The 21,285-nt window shown below is 71.8% G+C and carries 17 protein-coding genes and 1 tRNA gene; 11 read left to right on the top strand and 7 right to left on the bottom strand.

Going from position 1 to position 21,285, the window contains the following annotated elements; genetic code table 11:
* Positions 1 to 257 precede the first annotated feature (257 nt).
* A complete protein-coding gene (topA, locus tag FXF50_RS12290) occupies positions 258 to 3,083 on the top strand; it encodes a type I DNA topoisomerase (protein ID WP_148427344.1) in 2,826 nt (941 codons plus the stop codon).
* Positions 3,084 to 3,144: 61 nt separating this feature from the next.
* Here topA and FXF50_RS12285 read toward each other — a convergent pair whose 3' ends face one another.
* Positions 3,145 to 4,011 (bottom strand): DUF559 domain-containing protein, encoded by an 867-nt coding sequence (locus FXF50_RS12285; RefSeq protein ID WP_255510007.1) that lies wholly within the window; start codon positions 4,009 to 4,011, stop codon positions 3,145 to 3,147.
* 207 nt (positions 4,012 to 4,218) lie between these two features.
* Positions 4,219 to 5,526 carry a D-arabinono-1,4-lactone oxidase gene (locus tag FXF50_RS12280; protein ID WP_148427342.1) on the bottom strand — a complete coding sequence of 436 codons (1,308 nt, stop codon included), beginning with the start codon at positions 5,524 to 5,526 and terminating at the stop codon, positions 4,219 to 4,221.
* A gap of 226 nt (positions 5,527 to 5,752) precedes the next feature.
* Between FXF50_RS12280 and FXF50_RS12275 the strand changes: the two genes are divergently transcribed.
* Positions 5,753 to 6,328 carry a TetR family transcriptional regulator gene (locus FXF50_RS12275; RefSeq protein WP_148427783.1) on the top strand — a complete coding sequence of 192 codons (576 nt, stop codon included), beginning with the start codon at positions 5,753 to 5,755 and terminating at the stop codon, positions 6,326 to 6,328.
* A 118-nt stretch (positions 6,329 to 6,446) separates the two neighbouring features.
* Here the strand turns inward: FXF50_RS12275 and FXF50_RS12270 are convergent, their stop codons facing one another.
* Positions 6,447 to 7,655: an amino acid deaminase/aldolase gene (locus FXF50_RS12270; protein ID WP_148427341.1), complete on the bottom strand. Its 1,209-nt coding sequence runs from the start codon at positions 7,653 to 7,655 to the stop codon at positions 6,447 to 6,449.
* Positions 7,656 to 7,872: 217 nt separating this feature from the next.
* Here FXF50_RS12270 and tmk point away from each other — a divergent pair, with 217 nt between their 5' ends.
* From tmk to FXF50_RS12240, 6 genes are all read left to right on the top strand, one after another.
* On the top strand, positions 7,873 to 10,029 hold the full coding sequence (tmk, locus tag FXF50_RS12265) for a dTMP kinase (protein ID WP_255510006.1): 2,157 nt from the start codon (positions 7,873 to 7,875) through the stop codon (positions 10,027 to 10,029).
* Entirely contained in the window at positions 10,026 to 11,342 is a 1,317-nt protein-coding gene (locus FXF50_RS12260) for a DNA polymerase III subunit delta' (RefSeq protein WP_148427339.1), read from the top strand. The genes tmk and FXF50_RS12260 overlap by 4 nt, the downstream gene beginning before the upstream one ends.
* 125 nt (positions 11,343 to 11,467) lie before the next feature.
* Positions 11,468 to 11,797, top strand: a complete 330-nt coding sequence (locus FXF50_RS12255; RefSeq protein WP_148427338.1) for a YbaB/EbfC family nucleoid-associated protein — start codon at positions 11,468 to 11,470, stop codon at positions 11,795 to 11,797.
* A 1-nt stretch (position 11,798) separates the two neighbouring features.
* The gene (locus FXF50_RS12250; RefSeq protein WP_148427337.1) at positions 11,799 to 12,104 is read left to right on the top strand and encodes a hypothetical protein; all 306 of its coding nucleotides are present in this window, start codon (positions 11,799 to 11,801) and stop codon (positions 12,102 to 12,104) included.
* The gene (locus FXF50_RS12245; RefSeq protein WP_148427336.1) at positions 12,104 to 12,772 is read left to right on the top strand and encodes a hypothetical protein; all 669 of its coding nucleotides are present in this window, start codon (positions 12,104 to 12,106) and stop codon (positions 12,770 to 12,772) included. The genes FXF50_RS12250 and FXF50_RS12245 overlap by 1 nt, the downstream gene beginning before the upstream one ends.
* Positions 12,773 to 13,061: 289 nt before the next feature.
* Positions 13,062 to 13,898: a regulatory iron-sulfur-containing complex subunit RicT gene (locus FXF50_RS12240; protein WP_148427335.1), complete on the top strand. Its 837-nt coding sequence runs from the start codon at positions 13,062 to 13,064 to the stop codon at positions 13,896 to 13,898.
* A 138-nt stretch (positions 13,899 to 14,036) separates the two neighbouring features.
* On the opposite strand, the gene FXF50_RS12235 is transcribed toward FXF50_RS12240, so the two are convergent.
* Complete coding sequence (locus tag FXF50_RS12235; RefSeq protein ID WP_148427334.1) at positions 14,037 to 15,773, bottom strand: metallophosphoesterase; 1,737 nt, start codon at positions 15,771 to 15,773, stop codon at positions 14,037 to 14,039.
* Positions 15,774 to 15,906: 133 nt separating this feature from the next.
* Between FXF50_RS12235 and FXF50_RS12230 the strand changes: the two genes are divergently transcribed.
* Positions 15,907 to 15,983: transfer RNA gene (locus FXF50_RS12230), tRNA-Thr, on the top strand.
* A gap of 92 nt (positions 15,984 to 16,075) precedes the next feature.
* On the opposite strand, the gene FXF50_RS12225 is transcribed toward FXF50_RS12230, so the two are convergent.
* From FXF50_RS12225 to FXF50_RS12215, 3 genes are all read right to left on the bottom strand, one after another.
* Positions 16,076 to 16,804 carry a site-specific integrase gene (locus FXF50_RS12225; RefSeq protein WP_148427333.1) on the bottom strand — a complete coding sequence of 243 codons (729 nt, stop codon included), beginning with the start codon at positions 16,802 to 16,804 and terminating at the stop codon, positions 16,076 to 16,078.
* 193 nt (positions 16,805 to 16,997) lie between these two features.
* Positions 16,998 to 17,750, bottom strand: coding sequence for a hypothetical protein (locus FXF50_RS12220; protein WP_148427332.1), 753 nt, complete (start codon positions 17,748 to 17,750; stop codon positions 16,998 to 17,000).
* A 715-nt stretch (positions 17,751 to 18,465) separates the two neighbouring features.
* Positions 18,466 to 18,933, bottom strand: a complete 468-nt coding sequence (locus tag FXF50_RS12215) for a hypothetical protein (protein ID WP_148427331.1) — start codon at positions 18,931 to 18,933, stop codon at positions 18,466 to 18,468.
* Between the two features lie 498 nt (positions 18,934 to 19,431).
* Here FXF50_RS12215 and FXF50_RS12210 point away from each other — a divergent pair, with 498 nt between their 5' ends.
* Entirely contained in the window at positions 19,432 to 19,944 is a 513-nt protein-coding gene (locus tag FXF50_RS12210) for a hypothetical protein (RefSeq protein WP_148427330.1), read from the top strand.
* A gap of 188 nt (positions 19,945 to 20,132) precedes the next feature.
* On the top strand, positions 20,133 to 20,372 hold the full coding sequence (locus FXF50_RS12205; RefSeq protein WP_148427329.1) for a hypothetical protein: 240 nt from the start codon (positions 20,133 to 20,135) through the stop codon (positions 20,370 to 20,372).
* Positions 20,373 to 21,285: the final 913 nt, after the last annotated feature.

Below are 21,285 nucleotides of genomic sequence, written 5' to 3'. Positions count from 1 at the left end.
CGCAGGAAAACGACCGGTGTCCCCTCCGCCATGGGTGCGTGATCGTCACAGTGACCCGCTGGGCGCCCTACCCACGGTGTACGGTGGCGCCGTCCGGCGGGGTGCCGGCCGATGGTCACCGCAATCTGATCATTTGCCGCCCACGAAACCCGGAACGCGGACGGCGCGTTACGTTGGACATCCGGACCGCCGCTGGTCCGGCAGGGTGCAACACGGCCCGAAGCGGGCATTGCGTAGGAGTGAGGTCGGGGAGAGACGTGCCGAGCAACGCTGGAACCACCCGTCTGGTCATCGTCGAGTCACCGGCGAAGGCCAAGACGATCTCGGGCTATCTCGGCCCGGGGTACGTCGTGGAGGCCAGCTTCGGCCACGTCCGGGACCTGCCCCGCAACGCCGCCGAGATCCCGCCCGCCTACGAGGACAAGCCCTGGGCCCGGCTCGGCGTGGACGTGGACAACGGCTTCGCCGCGCTCTACGTGGTCTCCGCCGACCGCAAGAAGCAGATCACCAAGCTGAAGTCGCTGGCCAAGGAGGTGGACGAGATCTTCCTCGCCACCGACGAGGACCGCGAGGGCGAGGCGATCGCCTGGCACCTGGTGGAGACGCTCAAGCCCAAGGTGCCGGTCAAGCGAATGGTCTTCCACGAGATCACCAAGCCGGCCATCCAGGCCGCGGTGGCCAACCCGCGGGAGATCGACCGGGACCTGGTCGACGCCCAGGAGGCCCGGCGCATCCTCGACCGCCTCTACGGCTACGAGGTCTCCCCGGTGCTCTGGCGGAAGGTCCGCAGCGGCCTGTCCGCCGGCCGGGTGCAGTCCGTGGCGACCCGGATCGTGGTCGAGCGGGAGCGGCAGCGGATGGCCTTCCGCACCGCCGAGTACTGGGACATCCTGGCCACCCTCGCGGTCGCCAACCCCGGCGAGGGCCCCCGCACCTTCAACGCCACCCTCATCGCGCTGGGCGGCGACCGGATCGCCACCGGCAAGGACTTCGAGCCGACCACCGGCCGGGTCAAGCCCGGCGCCGGGGTGGTGCACCTGGACGAGAGCGGCGCCCGGGGGCTGGCCGCGCGCCTCGAAGGGCGGCCGTTCACGGTCACCCGGGTCGAGGAGAAGCCCTACCGCCGCCGCCCGTACGCGCCGTTCATCACCTCGACCCTCCAGCAGGAGGCGGCCCGCAAGCTCCGGCTCTCGTCGCAGCAGACGATGCGCACCGCGCAGCGGCTCTACGAGAACGGCTACATCACCTACATGCGTACCGACTCGGTGAACCTGTCGGAGACCGCCATCGCGGCGGCCCGCCGGCAGATCGTCGAGCTGTACGGCGAGCGCAGCGTGCCGCCGGAGCCCCGCCGCTACACCGGCAAGGTGAAGAACGCGCAGGAGGCGCACGAGGCCATCCGCCCGGCGGGGGACAACTTCCGCACCCCCGGCGAGGTGGCCAAGGAGCTGTCCGCCGACGAGTTCAAGCTCTACGAGCTGATCTGGCGGCGCACCATCGCCTCCCAGATGACCGACGCGGTCGGCTCCAGCGTCTCGGTGCGCATCCGGGCGCTCTCCTCCGCCGGTGAGGAGGCCGACTTCGGCGCGAGCGGCAAGACCATCACCGACCCGGGCTTCCTGCGCGCCTACGTCGAGTCGAGCGACGACGAGAACGCCGAGGCCGAGGACGCCGAGCGCCGGCTGCCCACCCTCACCAAGGACCAGCCGCTCACCGCCGAGGAGCTGGCCGCCCAGGGCCACCACACCCAGCCGCCCGCCCGCTACACCGAGGCGTCGCTGGTCAAGGCCCTGGAGGAGCTGGGCATCGGCCGCCCGTCGACGTACGCGTCGATCATGCAGACCATCCAGGACCGCGGGTACGTGTTCAAGCGCGGCCAGGCCATGATCCCGTCGTTCCTGGCGTTCGCGGTGATCGGGCTGCTGGAGCGGCACTACCCGCGCCTCATCGACTACGACTTCACGGCCAGCATGGAGAACGAGCTGGACGAGATCGCCGGCGGTGACCACGCGGCCGTCGACTTCCTCACCTCCTTCTACTTCGGCAGCGCCAACGGCACCGGCGACCAGGCCATCGCCCACGCGGGCGGGCTCAAGAAGCTGGTCACCGAGAACCTCAGCGACATCGACGCGCGCAGCGTCAACTCGATCCCGCTCTTCACCGACGAGGACGGGCGCGAGGTCGTCGTCCGGGTCGGCCGGTACGGGCCGTACCTCCAGCGGGCGCTGCCCGGCGAGCAGCCGGCGCCCCCCGCGGAGGGCGAGGAGGGCGGCGGCCAGGGCGACCGCGCGCCGATCCCCGAGGGGCTGGCCCCCGACGAGCTGACCCCCGAGAAGGTGCACGAGCTGTTCCTCGGTGGCGGGGGCGAACGCAAGCTCGGCGACGACCCGGCCACCGGCGAGCCGATCCTGCTCAAGTCCGGCCGGTTCGGCCCGTACGTGGCCAGCGGCGAGCGGAAGTCCTCGCTGCTGCGCTCGCAGTCGCCGGACAGCCTCACCTTCGACCAGGCGTTGCAGCTGCTCAGCCTGCCCCGGGTGATCGGCACCGACCCCGAGGGCAACGAGGTCGTCGCCAACAACGGCCGCTACGGCCCGTACGTCAAGCGCGGTGACGAGTTCCGCTCGCTGGACTCGGAAGACAAGATGTTCACCGTCACGCTGGACGAGGCGCTCGCCCTGCTGGCCGCCCCGAAGACGCGCCAGCGCCGGGCCGCCGCGCCGCCGCTGCGGGAGATGGGCAACGACCCGGCCACCGAGAAGCCGCTGGTCATCAAGGACGGCCGGTTCGGGCCGTACGTCACGGACGGGGAGACCAACGCGTCGCTGCGGCGCGGGCAGACCCCGGAGGCGCTGACCCTCGAGGAGGCCTCCGAGATGCTCGCAGAGAAGCGGGCGAAGGGTCCGGCCCCGAAGAAGAAGGCGGCGAAGAAGGCCGCCCCGGCCAAGAAGACGACGGCAGCCAAGAAGACGGCGGCCGCCAAGTCCACGGCCGCCAAGAAGACCACCACCGCCAAGGCCACGACGGCCAAGAAGACCCCGGCCAAGAAGGCAACCCCAAAGAAGGCCACCACGTCACCTGAGTAGGTCGCTCCCTTCGAGATCTTGGTACGTATCTGCCCTCCCGGGGGCGGATGCGTACCAAGATTCATCCGGGCCAGCCGGCTGCGCGGAGGGCGGTGCGGAGTTGGGTGACGACAGTGTCCGGGTTGTGGCGGATGGCCCAGGCGGGGAAGCGGAGGAGCCTGTCGCCGCTGGCCCACAGGTCGTTCTGCCGCTGCATGTCGGCCCACGCGGTGCGCGGATCGAGGTGCTGCCCGCCGTCGATCTCGACGTGCACCCGCCACTGGGCGAACCACACGTCGAGGTAGCGGCGCCGTCCTTTCGCGTCCCGGCGGATCGCCTGTCGGGACGGTTCGGGGAGGCCGGCCCGGCGGACCAGGCTCAGGAAGTCGATTTCAGCGAGCGAGTGGGCGCCGCCAGCCGCATCCGTCGCGGTCACCCGGATCAGGTCGCGCCGGCGAGCCCGGGGCAACCTGTCCAGCACGCGGTGCAGGTCGTCGCCACCGACGAGGCGCTGCTGGAAGCCGGCGGCGACCACCGCCCGGGCCTCGTCGTCGGTTGACGCCCACTGCGCCGCGTCGATCAAGGACCGGGCGGGCATCGTCCGTGGCGGCTGCCCGACGGCAAGCACGTCCTCGTCGGGCAGCGACGTCGTCCGGTGGAGCCGTACCCAGGGCGGCAGCGACCTCGCCTGGTGCCGGGCGGGCAGCAGCAGGTGGACGACGGCCGACTCGTAGCGGCGTAGCCCCCACGCCTGGGCGGCGGTGAGACCAGCGAGCACGGCCGCCGGGCCCGCCGCGAGCACGGCGATCCAGCGCATCTGCGCCCGGCCGACGGGACCGCTGTGGGCGACGTAGATCCCCCGGTGCACCTGACGCCAGCGCCCGCTGGCCACCCGGTGGCGCACCGCCTTCTCGGACAGAAACCGCCGCGCCTGTGAGGCACTGAGCACGTCCCCCTGCCGAAAGAGCACCCAGCTCAACTCATCAGCATCATCACCCGGCACCTGCCGCCCGAACCCCGCCGATTCCCCGCCCGCCCACACACCGTCCATTCGTCCGGATGCGGGCCTCGCCCACCACCCCCTGTGGACAACCCATGGATCTTGGTACAGCGCCGCCCCTCCAGGGGCAGCTTCATACCAAGATCCTCAGGAGGGTTACGCGCCCAGCACCTGCTCCAGGTACGGGTTTGAGAAGCGGTTGTCGGGGTCCAGGCGCTTGCGGACCGTGTGGAAGTCGGTGAACTTCGGGTACGCCGTCGCCAGGGAGTCCGCCGTCCGCCAGTGCAGCTTGCCCCAGTGGGGGCGGCCGTCCAGGCCGGTGGCGACCTCCTCGAACGCCCGGAAGTACGGCTCGTACGGCATCCCGACGTACTGGTGGATGGCGATGTACGCGGAGTCCCGCCCGTATCCGTGGGAGAGCCAGATGTCGTCGGCGGCGGTGAACCGCACCTCGACGGGGAACAGCACCTTGAACGGCAGCCGGTCCACGATCCGCCGCAGTTCCGCCAGGGCGGTGGGCAGGGCGGCGCGCGGGAGCGCGTACTCCATCTCCACGAAGCGGACCCGGCGCGGGGTGCAGAAGACCTGGTCGGAGCGGCCGGTGTAGGTGCGTTCGGTGAGCGCCCGGGCGGAGATGGCGCTGATCCCGGGCGCGAGCGCCGGCACGGCGCGACCCAGCCGGCAGGCCCCGGCGAAGACGGTGTTGGAGAGGAATTCGTCGTCCAGCCAGCCGCGCCAGCGGGGCAGCGGCCGGTCGTCGGCGGGTACCCGGTCGTTGGTCTTGACCTGCACCCGGTCGGTGTACGGGAACCAGTAGAACTCGGCGTGGTCGTGCTGCTCGACCAGGTCGGGCAGGTCGTTCAGCACCGCGGCGAGCGCGGCCGGCCGCTCGTGCGCGCGGAGCACGAAGGCGTCGACGCACCGCAGCGTGACCTCGACGAGCACCCCGACGGCGCCGAGCCCGACCCGGGCGGCGGCGAACACGTCGCGGTGCTCGTCGGCGGAGCAGCGCAGCACCTCGCCGGTCCCGGTGACGAGGGTGAGCGCGGTGACGAAGGTGGACAGGCAGCCGAGCTTCGCGCCGGTGCCGTGGGTGCCGGTGGAGAGCGCGCCGGCGATGGTCTGCGCGTCGATGTCGCCGAGGTTGGGCAGTGCCAGGCCGTGGCGGGCGAGCAGGTCGTTGAGGGTGTGCAGCGTCATTCCGGCCGGTACGGTGACCAGGCGGCGAGCGGGGTCGACGGTGACCCCGGTGTCCAGGTCGGCGAGGTCGAGCCGATGACCGTCGGCGACGGCGGTCGCGGTGAAGGAGTGTCCGCTGCCCACCGCCCGGATCGTCCGGCCGGTGCCGGCGGCGTGGCGCACCGCCTCGGCGACCTCCTCGACGGTGCGGGGGCGCACCGTCAGGGCGGCGGTGCTGCGCTGGTTGCCGGCCCAGTTGGACCAGGCGGCTGGCGTGCCGACCATGGGACGCTCCTCGACGTGAATATGAACTGACTTCATATCAGGAACGTTGTACCTGGTAAATACCGCAATCGAGCCCGGCTCGTTGTACCGGTAGTCACGGACTCGTGACGTGCAGATATGTTCATCCGTCGAAGGGGGGTGGCGCCGAGTGTCCACACCAGCCGCCACGACCGGGCCGCTGCGTCGGGTACCGGTGCAGGGTCGAAGTGTGGCGCGGGTCCAGCGGATGCTGGACGCCTGCGCCGAGCTCGTCGACGAAGTGGGGTACGAGGGCTTGACCACGACCCTGCTCGCCGAGCGTGCCGAGGTGGCGATCGGGTCGGTCTACCAGTTTTTTCCGGACAAGCGGGCGATCGTGCAGGCGCTCACGCTGCGCACGATGGAGTCCTATCTCCAGCGGCTCGACGAGCGGTTCGCCTCCGCCGACCTGACCCACTGGTGGGACGGGGTCGACGCGGCGATCGACGAGTACATCTCGATGCACCGGACGGTCCCGGGGTTTCGTACCCTGCACTTCGGCGACGTGGTCGACCTGCACCTGCTCGACGAGCAGCGGGACAACAACGGGGTGATCGCGGATCAGCTCGCCCGGGTGCTCACGGAGCGTTTCGGTCTGGCCGGTGTGCCCGACCTCCGGTTCCACCTGGAGGTCGCGGTGGAGGCCGCCGACTCCCTGATCAAGCTGGCGTTCCGCCGGAAGACCGAGGGCGACGAGCGGGTGCTGGTCGAGGCGAAGGCGCTCATCCGGGAGTACCTGCACCGGCAGGTCGACGCCCGGACGGAGGCCGTCCAGCAGGGCTGATCAGGACGTCACCGCCGCGGTGTCGGCGGTGACGGCAAGGGTGCGATGCCCGGGGTGCGACCGGGGCAGGACGCCGAGCGGCGGGTTCCCGAGGTTCGCCGGGACCCGCCGTCACCATCTAGAGGAACGCGTGGCCCTCGCCGCGGTAGGTCGGCACGGTGGCCACCACGCTGTCGCCGTCCACCAGATGCACCTCGTTGACGTGCTCGCACAGCTCGCCGGCCTTCGCGTGGCGGAACCAGACCCGGTCGCCGATCCGCAGGGCGGTCGCGACATCGCCGGCCAGCGGGGTCTGCACCTCGCCCGCGCCCTCCGCGCCCAGCAGCTTCAGCCCGGCCGGCAGCCACGGCCGGGGGAGCCGGCTGTGGGCGGCCGGGCCGGAGGCGATCCAGCCGCCGCCGAGCACGGTGGCGAGCCCGGGCCCCGGGCGGCGGACCACCGCGCAGGCGAAGAACGCCGCCGGGGTCGGCCGCCAGGCACGGTACGCGTCGAAGAGCGTCGGCCCGTACAGGCCGGAGCCCGCGGTGACCTCGGTGACCGCGGGGTCGGCGCTGGTGGCGGCCACGCTGCCGGTGCCGCCGCCATTGACGAACTCCAGGTCGGCGTGCTCGCGTACCGCGGCGACCGCGGCCGCCCGGCGGGCCAGCAGTTCCCGGTACGACCCGCGCTGGGTGACCCGGATGGCCGTGCCCAGCACCGCCTGCCCGGGCGGGGCGTCGCCGAGGCCGGCGATCTGCGCCTCGTACGACATGAGGCCGACGAGCCGGAAGCCCGGCCGGCCGGCCACGGCGGCGGCGAGCGTGCCGGCCGCTCCGGCGCTGTGCACGGGGGACCGCCGCACACCCACGTGCACCCGGCCGCCCAGGGGTCGCCAGGAGGCGTCCAGTTCGAGGCAGACCCGCAGCGCCGGCCGTCGGCCGGGCGGGCAGACCTGGTCGACCAGGTCGAGCTGCCCGGGGTCGTCGACCATCAGGGTCACCGCCTCGGCGAGCGCCGGGTCGGCGGCCAGTTCGGCGAGCGCCCTCCGGTCGGCGGTGGGGTAGGCGACCAGGACGTCGTCGCTGACGCCGCCGCGGGCGAGCCAGAGCGCCTCGGGGAGGGTGAACGCCATCACGCCCCGCCAGCCGGGCCGGGTCAGCGCCCGGGTCAGCAGCTCGCGGACCCGGATCGACTTGCTGGCGATCCGGACCGGCTTGCCGGCGGCCCGGTCGACCAGGGCGGCGGCGTTGGCATCGAAGGCGGAGAGATCGACCACGGCGTAGGGCGGGTCGAGGTGGGCGGTCGCCCGATCGAGGCGATCGCGAAGTTTGTCACGGTCGGTGGCCACGTCTGCACGCTAACTGTCTGGACGCCAATGCGAAATACCCTCGCGTCTGTCCGGGCTGCGGTCGTTGGTGCCCGCGGCCTAGGCTCGGCGAGCAGGCGAATGTCGCGGAGGGGGACGCATCTCGCGCGACTAGAGTGTTCCACCGGGGATGCCCAGCTCTGGGCCGGCACGTGGAGGTACGGCCATCGAAAGCCAGAACAACGGCGAGTCGCCCGGCGTGTCGTCGCCCGCAGCGCAGGCCGACCGCTCCGGAGCGGCCGCCATCCGGTCGGTGCTGCGCATCCGGCCGTTCCGCCGGCTGTGGATCGTGCTCGGCGTGGCCTCCTTCGGCGACTGGCTCGGCCTGCTCGCCACCGCCCTCTTCGCCGCCGCCCAGGTCTCCGGCAGCACCGCCCAGGGCGCCGCCTTCGGTGGCGTGACCGCGATCCGGCTGCTCCCGGCGCTGGTGCTCGGTCCGGTCGCCGGCGTCTTCGCCGACCGGTTCGACCGCCGCTGGACGATGGTCATCTGCGACCTGCTGCGCTTCGTGCTCTTCGCCTCGATCCCGCTCTACGCGCTCACCGGCGCCGCCGGCGGGCTGGTGGTCGGCTGGGCGTTGATCGCCACGTTCCTGATCGAGTCGGTCACCCTGCTGTGGATCCCGGCCAAGGAGGCCGCGGTCCCCAACCTGATCCCGCGCACCCGGCTGGAGACGGCCAACCAGCTCACGCTGATCACCACGTACGGCCTGACGCCGGTGGCCGCGGCCATCGCCCTGGCGGTGCTCGACCGCGGCGTACGCGGAGCGGTCGGCGGCGATTTGCCCGACTGGGCCGAGCCGGCCCAGCTCGCCCTCTGGTTCAACGCCTTCTCCCGGCTGGCGACCGCACTGGTGGTGGCCTTCGGGATCAAGGAGATCAGCGAGGCCCAGCGCGGCGAGACGGAGCGCGTCGAGCAGAGCATGTTCCGCCAGTTCGCCGACGGCTGGAAGTACATCGGCCAGACCCCGCTGGTCCGCGGCCTCGTGCTGGGCATCTTCGGCGCCTTCGCGGGCGGCGGCATCGTGGTCGGCACGGCCAAGTTCTTCGCCAACTCGCTCGGCGCCGGTGACGCCGCCTTCTCGCTGCTCTTCGGCGCGATCTTCATCGGCCTGGCGATCGGCATCGGGCTCGGGCCGATGATCGTCCGGGACATGTCCCGCCGCCGCTGGTTCGGCATGAGCATCGTGCTGGCCAGCGCCTCGGTGCTGGTGCTCGCCTTCGCCATCCACCTGTCCATGGCCATGCTCGGCGCGATCCTGGTCGGCGCGGGCGCCGGCATGGCCTTCCTGGCCGGCACCACGCTGCTCGGCGGCGAGGTCGCCGACGAGGTGCGCGGCCGGGTCTTCGCCGTGGTGCAGATCGGCACCCGGCTGGTGCTGATCCTGGCCATCGCGCTGAGCAGCCTCCTGGTCGGCGTCGGCGGCTCGCGCCAGCTGACCATCGCCGACCTGGGCATCTCGGTCTCCTCGACCCGCCTGCTGCTGCTCGCCGCCGGCGCCGCCGGCATCTTCGCCGGGATCAGCGCCTTCGGCCAGATGGACGACAAGAAGGGCGTGCCGGTCCTGGCCGACCTCTGGGGTTCGATCCGGGGCCGCCCGCTGATGCCGGCGGAGCCCTTCGTCTCCAGCGGCCTCTTCGTGGTCTTCGAGGGCGGCGAGGGCGCCGGCAAGTCCACCCAGCTCGCCGCGCTCGCCGACCGGCTGCGCGGGCAGGGCCGCGACGTCGTGGTCACCCGGGAGCCGGGCGCCACCGGCATCGGCGAACGGATCCGCTCGCTGGTGCTGGAGACCTCCGGCGACGACGCCCCGTCGCCGCGCGCCGAGGCGCTGCTCTACGCCGCCGACCGGGCGCACCACGTGGCCACCGTGGTCCGGCCGGCGCTGACCCGCGGCGCGGTGGTGGTCAGCGACCGGTACGTCGACTCGTCGCTGGCGTACCAGGGCGCCGGGCGGACCCTGCCCGTGCAGGAGGTCTCCTGGCTCTCCTCGTGGGCCACCGGCGGTCTCAAGCCCGACCTCGTGGTGCTCCTCGACGTCGACCCGCACACCGGCCGGTCCCGGGTCGACTCCCGCAACCGGGGCGCCGACCGGCTGGAGGCCGAGTCGCTCGCCTTCCACGAGCGGGTCCGCTACGCCTTCCTCGACCTGGCCGCCGCCGACCCGAAGCGCTACCTCGTGCTCGACGCGTCCCGCCCGGTCGAGGAGATCGCCGCGGCGGTCGCCCGGCGGGTGGACGAGTTCCTCGTCGACCCGGCCGGCATCGTGCACCCGCGCCCGGCCCAGGGCCCCGACACCACGGTCCAGCCCGAGTTATCCGACGCGGAGCTGGTGACGATGGAGCGCCCCAAACCATGACGGACGTCTTCGCCGACCTGGTCGGGCAGGACGAGGCGGTGGTCACGCTGCGGCGGGCCGCCGCCTCGGCCGCCGCCCTGCTCCGCGCCGCCGCGCCCGCGGTGTCCCGGACGGGCGCCCCGGTGGCCGGCGGAGCGGACCCGGACGGCGGGCACGACGACCTCGACGCGCTCGCCGAGCAGGCCGACGGGCCCGGCGCGGCGCGCGACCGGGCCGGGGCCGATCCGGGCGCCGGGATGACCCACGCCTGGATCTTCACGGGGCCGCCCGGCTCCGGCCGGTCGGTGGCCGCGCGCGCCTTCGCCGCCGCGTTGCAGTGCGTCCACGGCACCGGCTGCGGCCACTGCCCCGGCTGCCACACCACCCTCACCGGCACCCACGCCGACGTGCGGCTGGTGGTGCCCGAGGGGCTCTCCATCGGCGTGAACGAGATGCGCGCGCTGGTGCTCCGGGCGGCCAGCACCCCGTCCGGCGGCCGCTGGCAGATCGTCATCATCGAGGACGCCGACCGGCTCACCGAGGCCGCCGGCAACGCGCTGCTCAAGGCCATCGAGGAGCCGCCCCCGCGTACCGTCTTCCTGCTCTGCGCCCCCTCCACCCACCCGGACGACATCTCGGTGACCATCCGGTCACGGTGCCGGGTCGTGCCGCTGCGGCAGCCGCCGGCCGGCGCGGTGGCCGAGGTGCTCGTACGCCGGGACGGCATCGCCCCCGACGTGGCCGAGTGGGCCGCCGCGGCGGCGCAGGGACACGTGGGCCGGGCCCGACGGCTGGCCCGCGACCCGGAGGCCCGGCAGCGCCGCGACGCCGTGCTGGCCGTGCCGCGCCGGCTGACCGGGGTCGGGGCCGCGTTCGACGCGGCCTCCGCGCTCATCGAGGCGGCCGAGGCGGAGGCCGCCGCGTCGGTCGCCGAACTCGACGAGGCGGAGCGGGCCGCGCTGCAGACCGCGCTCGGCGCGGGCGGCACCGGCCGGGGCGCGGCCGGGGCCATGCGGGGGGCCGCCGGCCAGCTCAAGGACCTGGAGAAGCGGCAGAAGTCGCGGGCCACCCGGGCCCAGCGGGACGCCCTCGACCGGGCCCTGGTCGACCTGGCCGGCTTCTACCGGGACGCGCTGACCATGGCGCTGCGGGCGCCGGTCGCGCCGGTGCACACCGACACCGCGGCGCTGGCCGGGGCCGGCGCGCAGAAGTGGGACGCCGAGGGGGCGCTGCGCCGGCTGGAGGCCGTGCTGGAGTGCCGGGCGGCGATCGAGGCGAACGTCAAGCCGCGGATCGCGGTGGAGGCCATGATGCTCTCCCTGTGGAAGGGCTGACCGCCACCCGGCCGCGTTGTCCACAGGGCATCGACAGGCTTTGTTGACTGCGGTACGGTCCGGTGTGGCCGCGGTGACGATGGCGGCACGCTCAGTGACGAGGGTCAGCCGGGAGGAGTCCGCCGATGCCGCGGGGGGAGATCGACGAGGCCTGGATCGAGGAGGCGGTCCGCCGCTACCGGCGCATCGAGACCCTCCAGGCCGAGTTCGACCAGGCGGTGTCGACGGTCGAGGTCACCGTCCGCTCGCCGGACGGCCTCGTCGAGGTGGTGGTGACCGCCGGCGGGCGGATCACCGACGTGCGCTTCCTCGGCCCGCTGCACCAGCGCAGCCCCCGGGACGTCGCCGGCTCGGTGAAGGCCGCGGTCACCGCCGCCGCTGACGCGGCGCAGTGGGCCCGGGAGAAGCTGCACAACGAGACCTTCGCGGCCTACCGGCCGCTGGCGGGAGCCTGACATGGAGACGTTGCGCGCCCTCGCCGCCCGCCTCGACGAGGCCGGCGCGACCCTCGCCACGCTGGCCCGCACGGTGACCGCCACCGACCCGCCGCACCCCGCGTTCGGCGCCCAGGCCGCCGGCCGGCCCGGCGACGTCGGCCGGGCTCTGCACCGGCAGTGGACGACCGCCACCGGCGACCGGGCCCGCGAGGCGCAGGCCGCCGCCACCCGGCTGGCCGCCGCCGCGGCCGCCCTGCGCAGCGCCGCCGACCGCTACTCCGCCGCCGACGAGTCCGTCGGGCGGCGGCTGGCCCGGGAGGCCTGATGGACGCGCTCGACCGCCTCGCCGAGCCGGCTCTCGACCTGCTCGCCCGGGTCGACGCGCTGCTCGCCGCCGGCGCGCCCGAGGGGCACCGGCTCTGGCCGCTGCTGCGCCGCATGCAGGTGCTCCCCGGCGCGGCCGTGCGCGAGTTCCTCGACCTGCACCCCGCGCCGCTGACCGGCGCCGGCCAGGCCGTGCGCCGGCTCGTCCGGGGGTACGACGACACCTGCGCCATGCTCACCGACCCGGTCGCCTGGTCCGGGGCGGCCGCAGCGGCCTACGACGAGGCCCGCACCGCCCTGCTCCGGCACCTCGACGAGGGGCCGGAGAGCCTGGTCGGGCGGCTGGAGTCGACCGCCGGCTACGCCGACGCGCTGGCCGACTGGGTGGAGGGGAGCCGGCTCACGCTGGCCCGGGCGCTGGCCGAGGTGCTGCGCTCGGCCGAGGCGGTCACCGTGCACGCCGCCACCCGCCCGGGCGTCGACGCGGGGCGGGCCGGGGCGCTCGCGGCCGCCGAGATCGCCACCCGCGTGCTGGGCGTGCTCGGGGTGGCGTACGACGGCGCGGAGACGCTGCTGCGTCAGTGGGCGCCCAGCCTGGCCGAGACGACCTGGCGGGACCGGGCCACGACCGCGCCCCGCTACGGCGGCACCACCCGCGTCGGGCACTGAACGGGCCCTGGCAGGTCCACGGCGTCGCACGCCGAACCGGCCGTGGCCGGGCTCCGGCGGCGACGCCGTGGCCTTCCCCTGCACCCCCCGCAGGTATGCCTTCACTCAACGCGGTCGGCCGCCGATTGTCCCGTAACCGACTCATGTTTCAGCCGTCCGGGCGAGGATCAACGGCACGAGGGGTCGAGGCGGGTTCGGTCGAGTCGACAATCATGGATCACTGCGCCCGGTGACCGGACGGCGACGGGCGGCCGTCCCCGAACCCCGCGAAGGTCGTAGGGTGGTGGGCATGGGCATGCTCTGCGCGGTCAGTTTCAACCGGTACGGGCGCCTCTACTACCTCGACCCGGGTGAGCTGCGTCCGCAGGTGGGCGACAAGGTGCTGGTGCCCACCGACGAGGGGCCCGAGGTGGCCGAGTGCGTCTGGGCGGCGCAGTGGGTCAGCGAGGACACCGAGGGGTTCCCCCGGCTCGCCGGCCTCGCCGGGGACGAGGACCTGCGCCGCGACGAGCTGCTGCGCCGCCGCAAGGCCGACGCCAAGGTGGCCGCCAAGCGGCTGATCCGCGAGCACGGCCTGCCCATGAAGGTGGTGGCGATCGACCACGTCTTCGCCACCCCGGAAACCGGCAGCGACCGCACGACGATCTACTTCACCGCCCCGCACCGGGTCGACTTCCGCTCCCTCGTCCGCGACCTGGGGGCGACCCTGCACTGCCGGGTCGAGCTGCGGCAGCTCTCCGCCCGCGACTCGGCGCGCGTGCAGGGCGGGATCGGCTCCTGCGGGCGGGACCTGTGCTGCGCCACCTTCCTCACCGACTTCGAGCCGGTGACCATCCGGATGGCCAAGGACCAGGACCTGCCGCTCAACCCGCTGCGCATCTCCGGCGCGTGCGGCCGGCTCATGTGCTGCCTGAAGTACGAGCATCCGCTCTACCAGCGGTTCCAGGAGTCCGCCCCGGCGATCGGCAGCCGCGTCTCTACCCCGGAGGGCGAGGGCAAGGTCGTCGGCCACAGCGTCCCCCGCGACTCGGTCACGGTCCGCCTCGACGCCGACGGCTCCCGCTGCTCCTGCAGCCGCGCCTCGGTCTGCGCCCCCCGCCAGGCCCACGACCAGCACTACTCCTGACGGCCCCGGCCTCCCGTCCTCCCGTCCTCCCGCGCCTCCGGCGCCTCCCGCGTCGATCATGAAGTTAGCGGCGAGTGCGATCTCTTTCCGTGCCGCTAACCTCATGATCGACCCTGCGCCGGGCCGGGCCGTTCACGGTCAGCGGAGGACGATGGGGGGTTCGGCCAGGCGGGGGGTCAGGGGGGATTTCGGGAGGAGCCAGCTTGACGTCGGCGACTCGTCTTCGTTGAGTTGCCAGGCGTGGGAGACCTTGTCCAGGGCGATCGGGTAGATGGTCAGGGTGCCGTCCGGGTCGATGCGGAAGCGGAGGAACGACTTCGAGTCCTCGATGCCCTGGCCGGCGAAGAGTTCGTTGACGTTCACCCCGAACGACCCCGCCACCAGCAGGTAGAGCGCCACGACCTGGCTGGCCACCAGCCCGCTCACCGGCCCGTACAGGACCGCTGCGGCGACCGCCGGCAGCGGCCACGGCCAGTCGTAGAACGGCAGGTGCAGCCAGACCCAGGTCCCGCCGGCGGCCAGCGCGACGTGGGCCAGCCCGTGCGTCACGCCGAGGATCCAGTGCCGGGCGTGCCGCTTCCCGCCGGAGCTGGGTGGCTTGGCGAAGAACGCCGCGCTCAGCAGGGTCACCACCAGCATGATCACCAGGGGGACGCTGAACAGGCGCTGCTCGGTGGTGCCCACGTGGTTCGCCGCCACTCCGGCCATGGCCAGCATCAGCAGCGTGTGCAGGGTGCCCAGCAAGGTGGTGAAGCCCGGGTTGCGGAACGGCAGCCGGGTGAAGATGCCCCAGCCGTACTTTCGGGAGCGGGCCTTGTCCGGATAGCGGGCGGCCAACTCGTACTCGCGGGTGCGGCTGGACCGGCGGGCCAGCGTGTCCCGCGGCGGCACCTCCAGCCGCTCGGGCAGCTGGTGGGTGGGGTAGAGGTAGGCGCCGCCGCCCCCGCAGGTGATGAGCTGCCGCTCCGGGCCGGTGTAGCGCGCGTAGTGGTGCAGGTCGCCGGAGACCAGCAGCCGCACCTGCGCGCCGGTGGGCGCGACGATCGTACGGATGAAGTAGTCGATCGAGTCGTAGGCCGTGGGATGGTCGTGGGCCTTGACCCAGGTCGGGGCCGGCACCGCGAGGATCACCTTCGCGCGCGGGCTGAGCTTCCGGGCGACCTCGTCGAAGTAGGTGAGCTGCGGGTCGTCCAGGTACGACCCGGACTGGTCGTCGAGGCCCAGCAGCCACCAGTCGGCCGGCAGCTCCACGGCGAAGTACGAGCGGGACTGGCCGGTGCCCCAGCCGGCGAAGTGCCGGTCCCGGGACCGGACGAACAGCCGCAGGAACGCCGTCAGCCCGTCGTACCAGTCGTGGTTGCCCGGCACCGCGAAGAGCGTCGGCCGCTGCGGCGGGGCGACCGGCAATGCCGCCTGGTAGGGCCCCTTGCACCGGTCCTCGTACGCCTCGTACGCCGCAGACGGGTAGACCTGGTCGCCCCCCATCACCAGGGTCTGCGCCCGGGGCAGCCGGTGCCCGTCCACCTCCAGCTCCGGCTGGGCGAGCAGGTACGCCACCGAGTACGTGGCGTCGAAGCCGTCACCCAGGTCCGCCACGTAGTCCAGCCAGAGCCCGCCGTCCGGCCCCACCTGCCGGAACGTGTCGTCGCCGAACGCGTTCTGCAACTCGCGCTTGTCCAGGTACGCCCCGAACAGGATCGCCAGCAGGGTCCGCACGCCGGTGCTGATGAGCAGCAGCGGCGCGAGCCAGGGGACCGGCTTGCGCGGGGTGAAACCCAGCTCCAGCGGGTCCAGGCTGCGCGGCCGTCGGGTGGCCCGCTCGCCGGGGTGCGCCTCGGGGATCGGCTGCTGCGGCGGTACGTGATCGTCGCTCACCCGCCGCAGGGTAGTCCTGACCGAGCGCGAAGTCTCTCCCGCGGACGTACCGGAACTCCCGGATGTCCGGATCGGAGGGGAGGGGGATCCCGTTCGGCGTCCGGCGGGGTGTGCCGTACACTTGACGATCGTTGCCGCCTTAGCTCAGTCGGCTAGAGCGACGCACTCGTAATGCGTAGGTCGACGGTTCGATTCCGTCAGGCGGCTCCATAGAAAGGCCCAGGTCACCGGCTTGATCGCCGACCATGACCTGGGCCTTTTGCTTGTCATCACGAGGCCGAGCAGCCAAGCGAGCAGCCAAGCTACTCACCCGACCACAGCGCCCCCTCCAGCCGCGACGCCGCTTCCCGGGCGATCTCTGGAGCCACGTGCGCGTAGATGTTGAGGGTCACGCTGATCTGCGAGTGGCCGAGTATCTCCATGACCACGCGGGCTGGCACTCCCTGAGCGAGGAGGACGCTGGCCGCCGTGTGCCTCAGGTCGTGGAGACGAACCTGCCGTAGGCCGGCCCGTTGGATGATCTTGCGGAACGACCGGTAGTCGTTGCGTGGGTGGATGGGCGTGCCGACGCTGGTGGCGAAGACCAGCCCTGGATCTGCCCAGTTGTCCGCGTCGAAACGTTCCGCTGCCTGGCGCTGCTGGTGCCGGAGGAGTGCCGTTAGCACGGTGGGCGGCAGCGGGAGAGTCCGACGAGACCGGGCCGTCTTCGTCTCGACGAATACCAGACCACCTGTCTCAGGATCCCGCTGCAACTGCCCCCGCACGCGCAGCGTCCCAGCGGCCAGGTCGATGTCGTCCCACCGCAGTCCAAGTACCTCGCCTTGACGGAGCCCGAGTGCGATCCCGATGAGCCATCGAGCTTCCAGCCGCAGGCCTTCGACGGCCTTGAGGAAGCGTCGCGCTTCGGCGAGCGAGTAGGGCCGCACCTCGACGTGGGGCAGGGAAGGCGGCTCAACTAGTGCCGCCGGGTTGCTGTGGATGAGTTGCCATCGCACTGCCACGTTGAGCGCCCGCCGGAGGTTGGCGTGCATGCGCCAGACGCAAGTGGGCCGACTTCACACGCTCTCAGCCAGTGGTGTCAAGCATGTGGTGGGACGCCTGTCACGCAGGTCCCGAGACCGGACGACCGGCTGCCGGCGGTGTCGGGTCTCATGACATGCGTGACAGACCAGTCTCGGGACGTGCGTGACACGTCCGGCTAGATGATCAGAGGTGGTTGGACGGTTAGTTCTGGCACGGCCCCGGAGCTGTGTCCATGCTCCGGTGCGCCGAGGTGATCACTGTTAGGGGCGAGCCGAAGGTGTTGAAGCCGGGGCCGTGGGCCACGCGGATCAGGACGCGGTTACCGAGCGGAGCGGTCAGGCGGACCACCACCTCGCGCGTCTCCGCGTAGTCCAGTCGAATGCCGTCCGGCCCGTCGAGGGGAACTTCCACTGGCTCGACGAGCACCGCCGTGTCCGACTCGAATACCTCTGCGGAGGGATAGTCGGCATATTGCGCGGGTGTTCCCGTGAATCGGTACGTCAGGGTGCGGCCGTCATCCGCGAGCGTGCATTCTTCGTCTCCGTAAGCGCTCATGCCCGGCGGCCACCACGTCATGCGCCGCTCGAAGTCTGGATCCAGGGCGATGAACGGCCATCGCCGGTCGTCGGGGTACATCATCCACGCCGGAAGCTCACGGGGGCCCCGGTCGGTGGCGAAGGGCCCGTTCGCCTGAATGAGGCGCGCTAACGGCCTTGGCGCCCCTGTTTGCACATCACGGCAGTAGTCGATCGCGGCCGCAACGATCTCCGGCGGTAACTCAGACGCCGGGACGGCAGGGCCATCAAACAGCGCTCGCCACTGGGTGTCGGCCATAAGCCGGTCGAGCGCCAGGACGCCCATCTGCGTCAGCACGATCGGGCGTGGCTCGCGGTGGACCGGGAAACCCTCCCACTTCGCTAACGCCTGCCGGGCATGGTCTGCATCGATCGGCACGTCGGTCAGCGTAGCGCCCTAGCGCTCGGCCGAGCGTCACGCACGTCCTGAGACCGATCTGCCACGCAGGTCCCGAGACCGGACAGACCGGCTGCCGGCGGGGTGGTTCAAAGTTTCTGTACGTCTTCAAGGCGGCCCTGAACGGGCCGCACGCGCCGCCGCCTGGGCGCGCGCCGGCCGCTGCCGCTGTCGCTCTGCGGCCGTCACGCCTGACGCCCGGCGGCTGGCGCGGAGAGCGGGGAGCCCGGGGCCGCCGCAGACGGGATAGCGGGCAAGAGTGGTGGAGGTTCGTCGCCGGCAGCCGGCCGCGCCGCGCCTGAGCAGCGCGGCGCAGGGAGGGGGCGCGTCGGGTCCGCGCGGCAAGCCCCAAGCATGGGGGCGGTGGCCGCCGAGGGAATGCCGGTCGTCCAGGAGCCGGCTCGCAGCCGCTTAGGGTCAGGTCAACCGCTCACCTGGGAGGGGGAGGGGTGGCCGCCGGTTGCCAGCTTCGACCCCGGGAGCCGGGTCCGTGCCGGGTGAGGTTGGGTCAACTGCGCCACTGTGGCGGTGTCCGCCGGGGGCGCGGTCCGTGACACGAGAGCCGACTCAGTCTCTCCCGGCAGCGTCCGTCCGTGCGTCAAGGTCCGCTTGACGTGGCGGGCCGGCGGCGGCCCGCTCCCCATGAGGGCGGATCGGCGGCAGACAGTGAGGATGGCAGCAGCAGGGCTGAGCTTGGTCAGTCTGCTGGGATTTCAGACGAGCTTATGAGGCCAGCATTGACACAGGCGGCAGTCAGCTTGAACGAGGCGTCCTCCGCCTCGGCCTGTGCTTCAAGCTCGACCTCCGCTTGTTGGACCGGGTTGCCGCGTTCCTTCATAGACCTGGCCCTGGCGGCCTCGGCGAGCTTGACTCGCTCGTCAAGTACGACACCAGTCCGGGCGATCTCGTTTACAGCCGACAACATTGCCAAGTCTGCGACATCCCGCAAGGGCTGGATATAGATGGAGCTGTCGTTCTGGGCTTCAACGAGCTTCAGGCAGGCCCTCTGGGCGTATTCGTCCACGCCCGGTGGTGCGCTGGGCAATAGGGCCTTATCGGTGGTGGTCGACGTTGGGCTCGCGGATGGCGCAGCGGGCACGCCGTCACTGGAACAGCCGGCTAGGGCCAGAAACAAGGCGGCGAGCGGGACGTGCATCCGGGTCATGCGGGGCAGCGTATCCAGCTGCGATCGAGACCGAAGCCTCAAGTGCTGCATGGGGGGCAAGAGGTCTCCCGGGGCACACACGGGCACAAGACAGCGTGAAACGTCGGCAACCAGCCATCAACGATGTGAGCCCAAGAGCGAGCGTGACCAGCGCGCCGACGAGGTCGTCGCAGGTCACGGGAGAGGCCGTCTAAGTTCCGCTTCAACGTCTGAAGCTGGGTGGCTCGGCAACCATCACTTCCGCCTTGCGGGCCACCCGGCCCCCGGCCCCGGAGCCTCTGCGACCCCTCGGGCCGGCGTCGCCGGCAGGCGGGGGCCTGCCCGTGATGCTCGCGCCGCATCCCCACCACAGCCTCGGCGCGCAACGACCCGTCGCGGCGTTCGTACGAGCCGTCAAGGTGACCTTGACGCAGGTTCAAGGCCATCAGCAAGCGCCGTTGCCCAACGACGGCGCACGTGATTTGTGCCTGACGATCGATCGCGGTCACGATGACAGGCATGCGCAAGCTTGTACTCGCGATTCTGCTGCTCGCGATGCTCACCGGCTGCTTCGGGGAGTCATGCCGCACCTACGCGCCGACGGCGTCGATGACGCCGGCCGACGTCGTCGGATCTTGGCAGCATGCAGCGAGTGGTGCACTGCTGCACTTCAATGCCGACGGCAGTTTCGAGGCGACAGACATCGCTGAGCGGCTCTATTCGGGTGACCGTGAGAAGTACCGACCGTCACCATTTGACCAGTCGCGAGACCGCCTGGATGGCTCCGGCACCTGGCAGCTTGAGCGCGACAAGAGCGAGGCGATGTCCGTCATCAATCTACGGATCACCGCACTCTCCGTCGGTCCTCGGACTGTCCCGGGGAACCGCAGTACATCCCTCTACGCCCAACTCAGCGGGTCCACCGTTGTCCTGGGAGGCATTGGCCGGACATACGTGAAGTGCTCGAATGAATGCAAGCGAGCACCCGAGCCGACCGCTCCCGGCGAAAGCCGTCGTAGCCCCACCCGGTAGGCAACAGTGACACCGGTTCGGTGACCAAGTGGACGGGTCCGAGGCCGGACCCCCATGGACGTTGACGGACCGTTGGGGCAGCTCAGCCCTGCGGCATACGCAGCTCCTCGCCGGCCGGTCGTTCGTTCGGGACGAGCAGTCGAGCCGGAAGGGCGAGGTGGGGCATGGTGTCGTGGCAGCATGCAGCGGTGACGTTCGATGATGACCGGTACCTGGGTGCCTTTGTGGACTTCAGCAGAGGGCATCATTTCGTTCGGCTTGACGTCGAAGTGCCGGGAGAGACCCTGACGGAAGGGTTGGCTGGTCCCGATGACAACGTGCCACACGGCTCGTTGTGGTTGTCGGCGGACCGGGCGGAGGCGCTGGCTAGGGCGTTGCTCAGTTGCGCGGCAGAGGTGAGAAAGCAGGGCCGTCTGCACGGCCAGTGAGTGACTAACTGGGTGACGATCGGGCCGGACGCCCACGGACGAGCGTGGACACCGGTGGACCCTTCGGACTGCTCGGCCGGGGTGTAGCAGCACGTCACTGCTTCGTGTTGGTTGCCTGGGGGTCAAGGGGTCCGTGAGGACCAGGTCTAGGCCGTACGAGCGGGAGCTGGCGCGGCATGAGCGCGGCCCGGAGGGATGTAACCCCGGTACTCAGACGATGCCTCCTCTGACCGGCGGAAAACCTTTGTTCCGCCTCTGCCTCGCAGGCGTCCATGACTCGCACTCCAGGCCGCGCCGCAAAAAGGATATGCCGGTGAGGCGAAGGCGCGGCGGGCGAAGCTAGACATGCTCGCCCGAGGCGAGACGGGGAGCTTACAAGCGAGGGATCAGAGGCCGGGGCGCGCCGGCTCCGGGCGGGTCGACGAGGACCAGGTCCAGGCCGTCACCAGGCCGCCGGAGGCCGATTACGAGCGACCAACGACGACCACCGGTGACGACGTCTGCCCAGGTAACAAGGCGTGACCGGGCCGATGCCCAGGCCGGCCGGTGCCTCCTTACCTGTAGTTGGTGAACTGCAGCCTTCATGATCCGTCTGGGCCGTCCTTGGGCCGTCTGGGCCGTCACCGGGCCGTCAAACGCCGACCAACCATGACCGACGACGGCCAGCAGCACCCGAGGGAGCAGCAGGTCAGCCACCGCGCACGGGCGGCTGACCTGGTGGGCGACGGACGAGTCGACCTGTACGCCGGATTCTGTAGCGGGTGGAGCCCGACCAACCCGCGCCGACGTGCAAGCTTGACCTCAAGCATGGTTGAGCTACCAGTCTCAGCGTCATGCGAGGACTTAGGCGTGTCATCAAGGGCGTTCTACCTACGCGCAGGGGGGTGGAGTGGCGCCGCGCTGCACGTGTGGT

The sequence above is a fragment of the Micromonospora sp. AP08 genome, assembly GCF_008085935.1.
GTDB classification, from domain to species: domain Bacteria; phylum Actinomycetota; class Actinomycetes; order Mycobacteriales; family Micromonosporaceae; genus Micromonospora; species Micromonospora chersina.
Note: the sequence above shows the minus strand (reverse complement) of the source record. Positions and strands in the feature narration are given on the sequence as shown.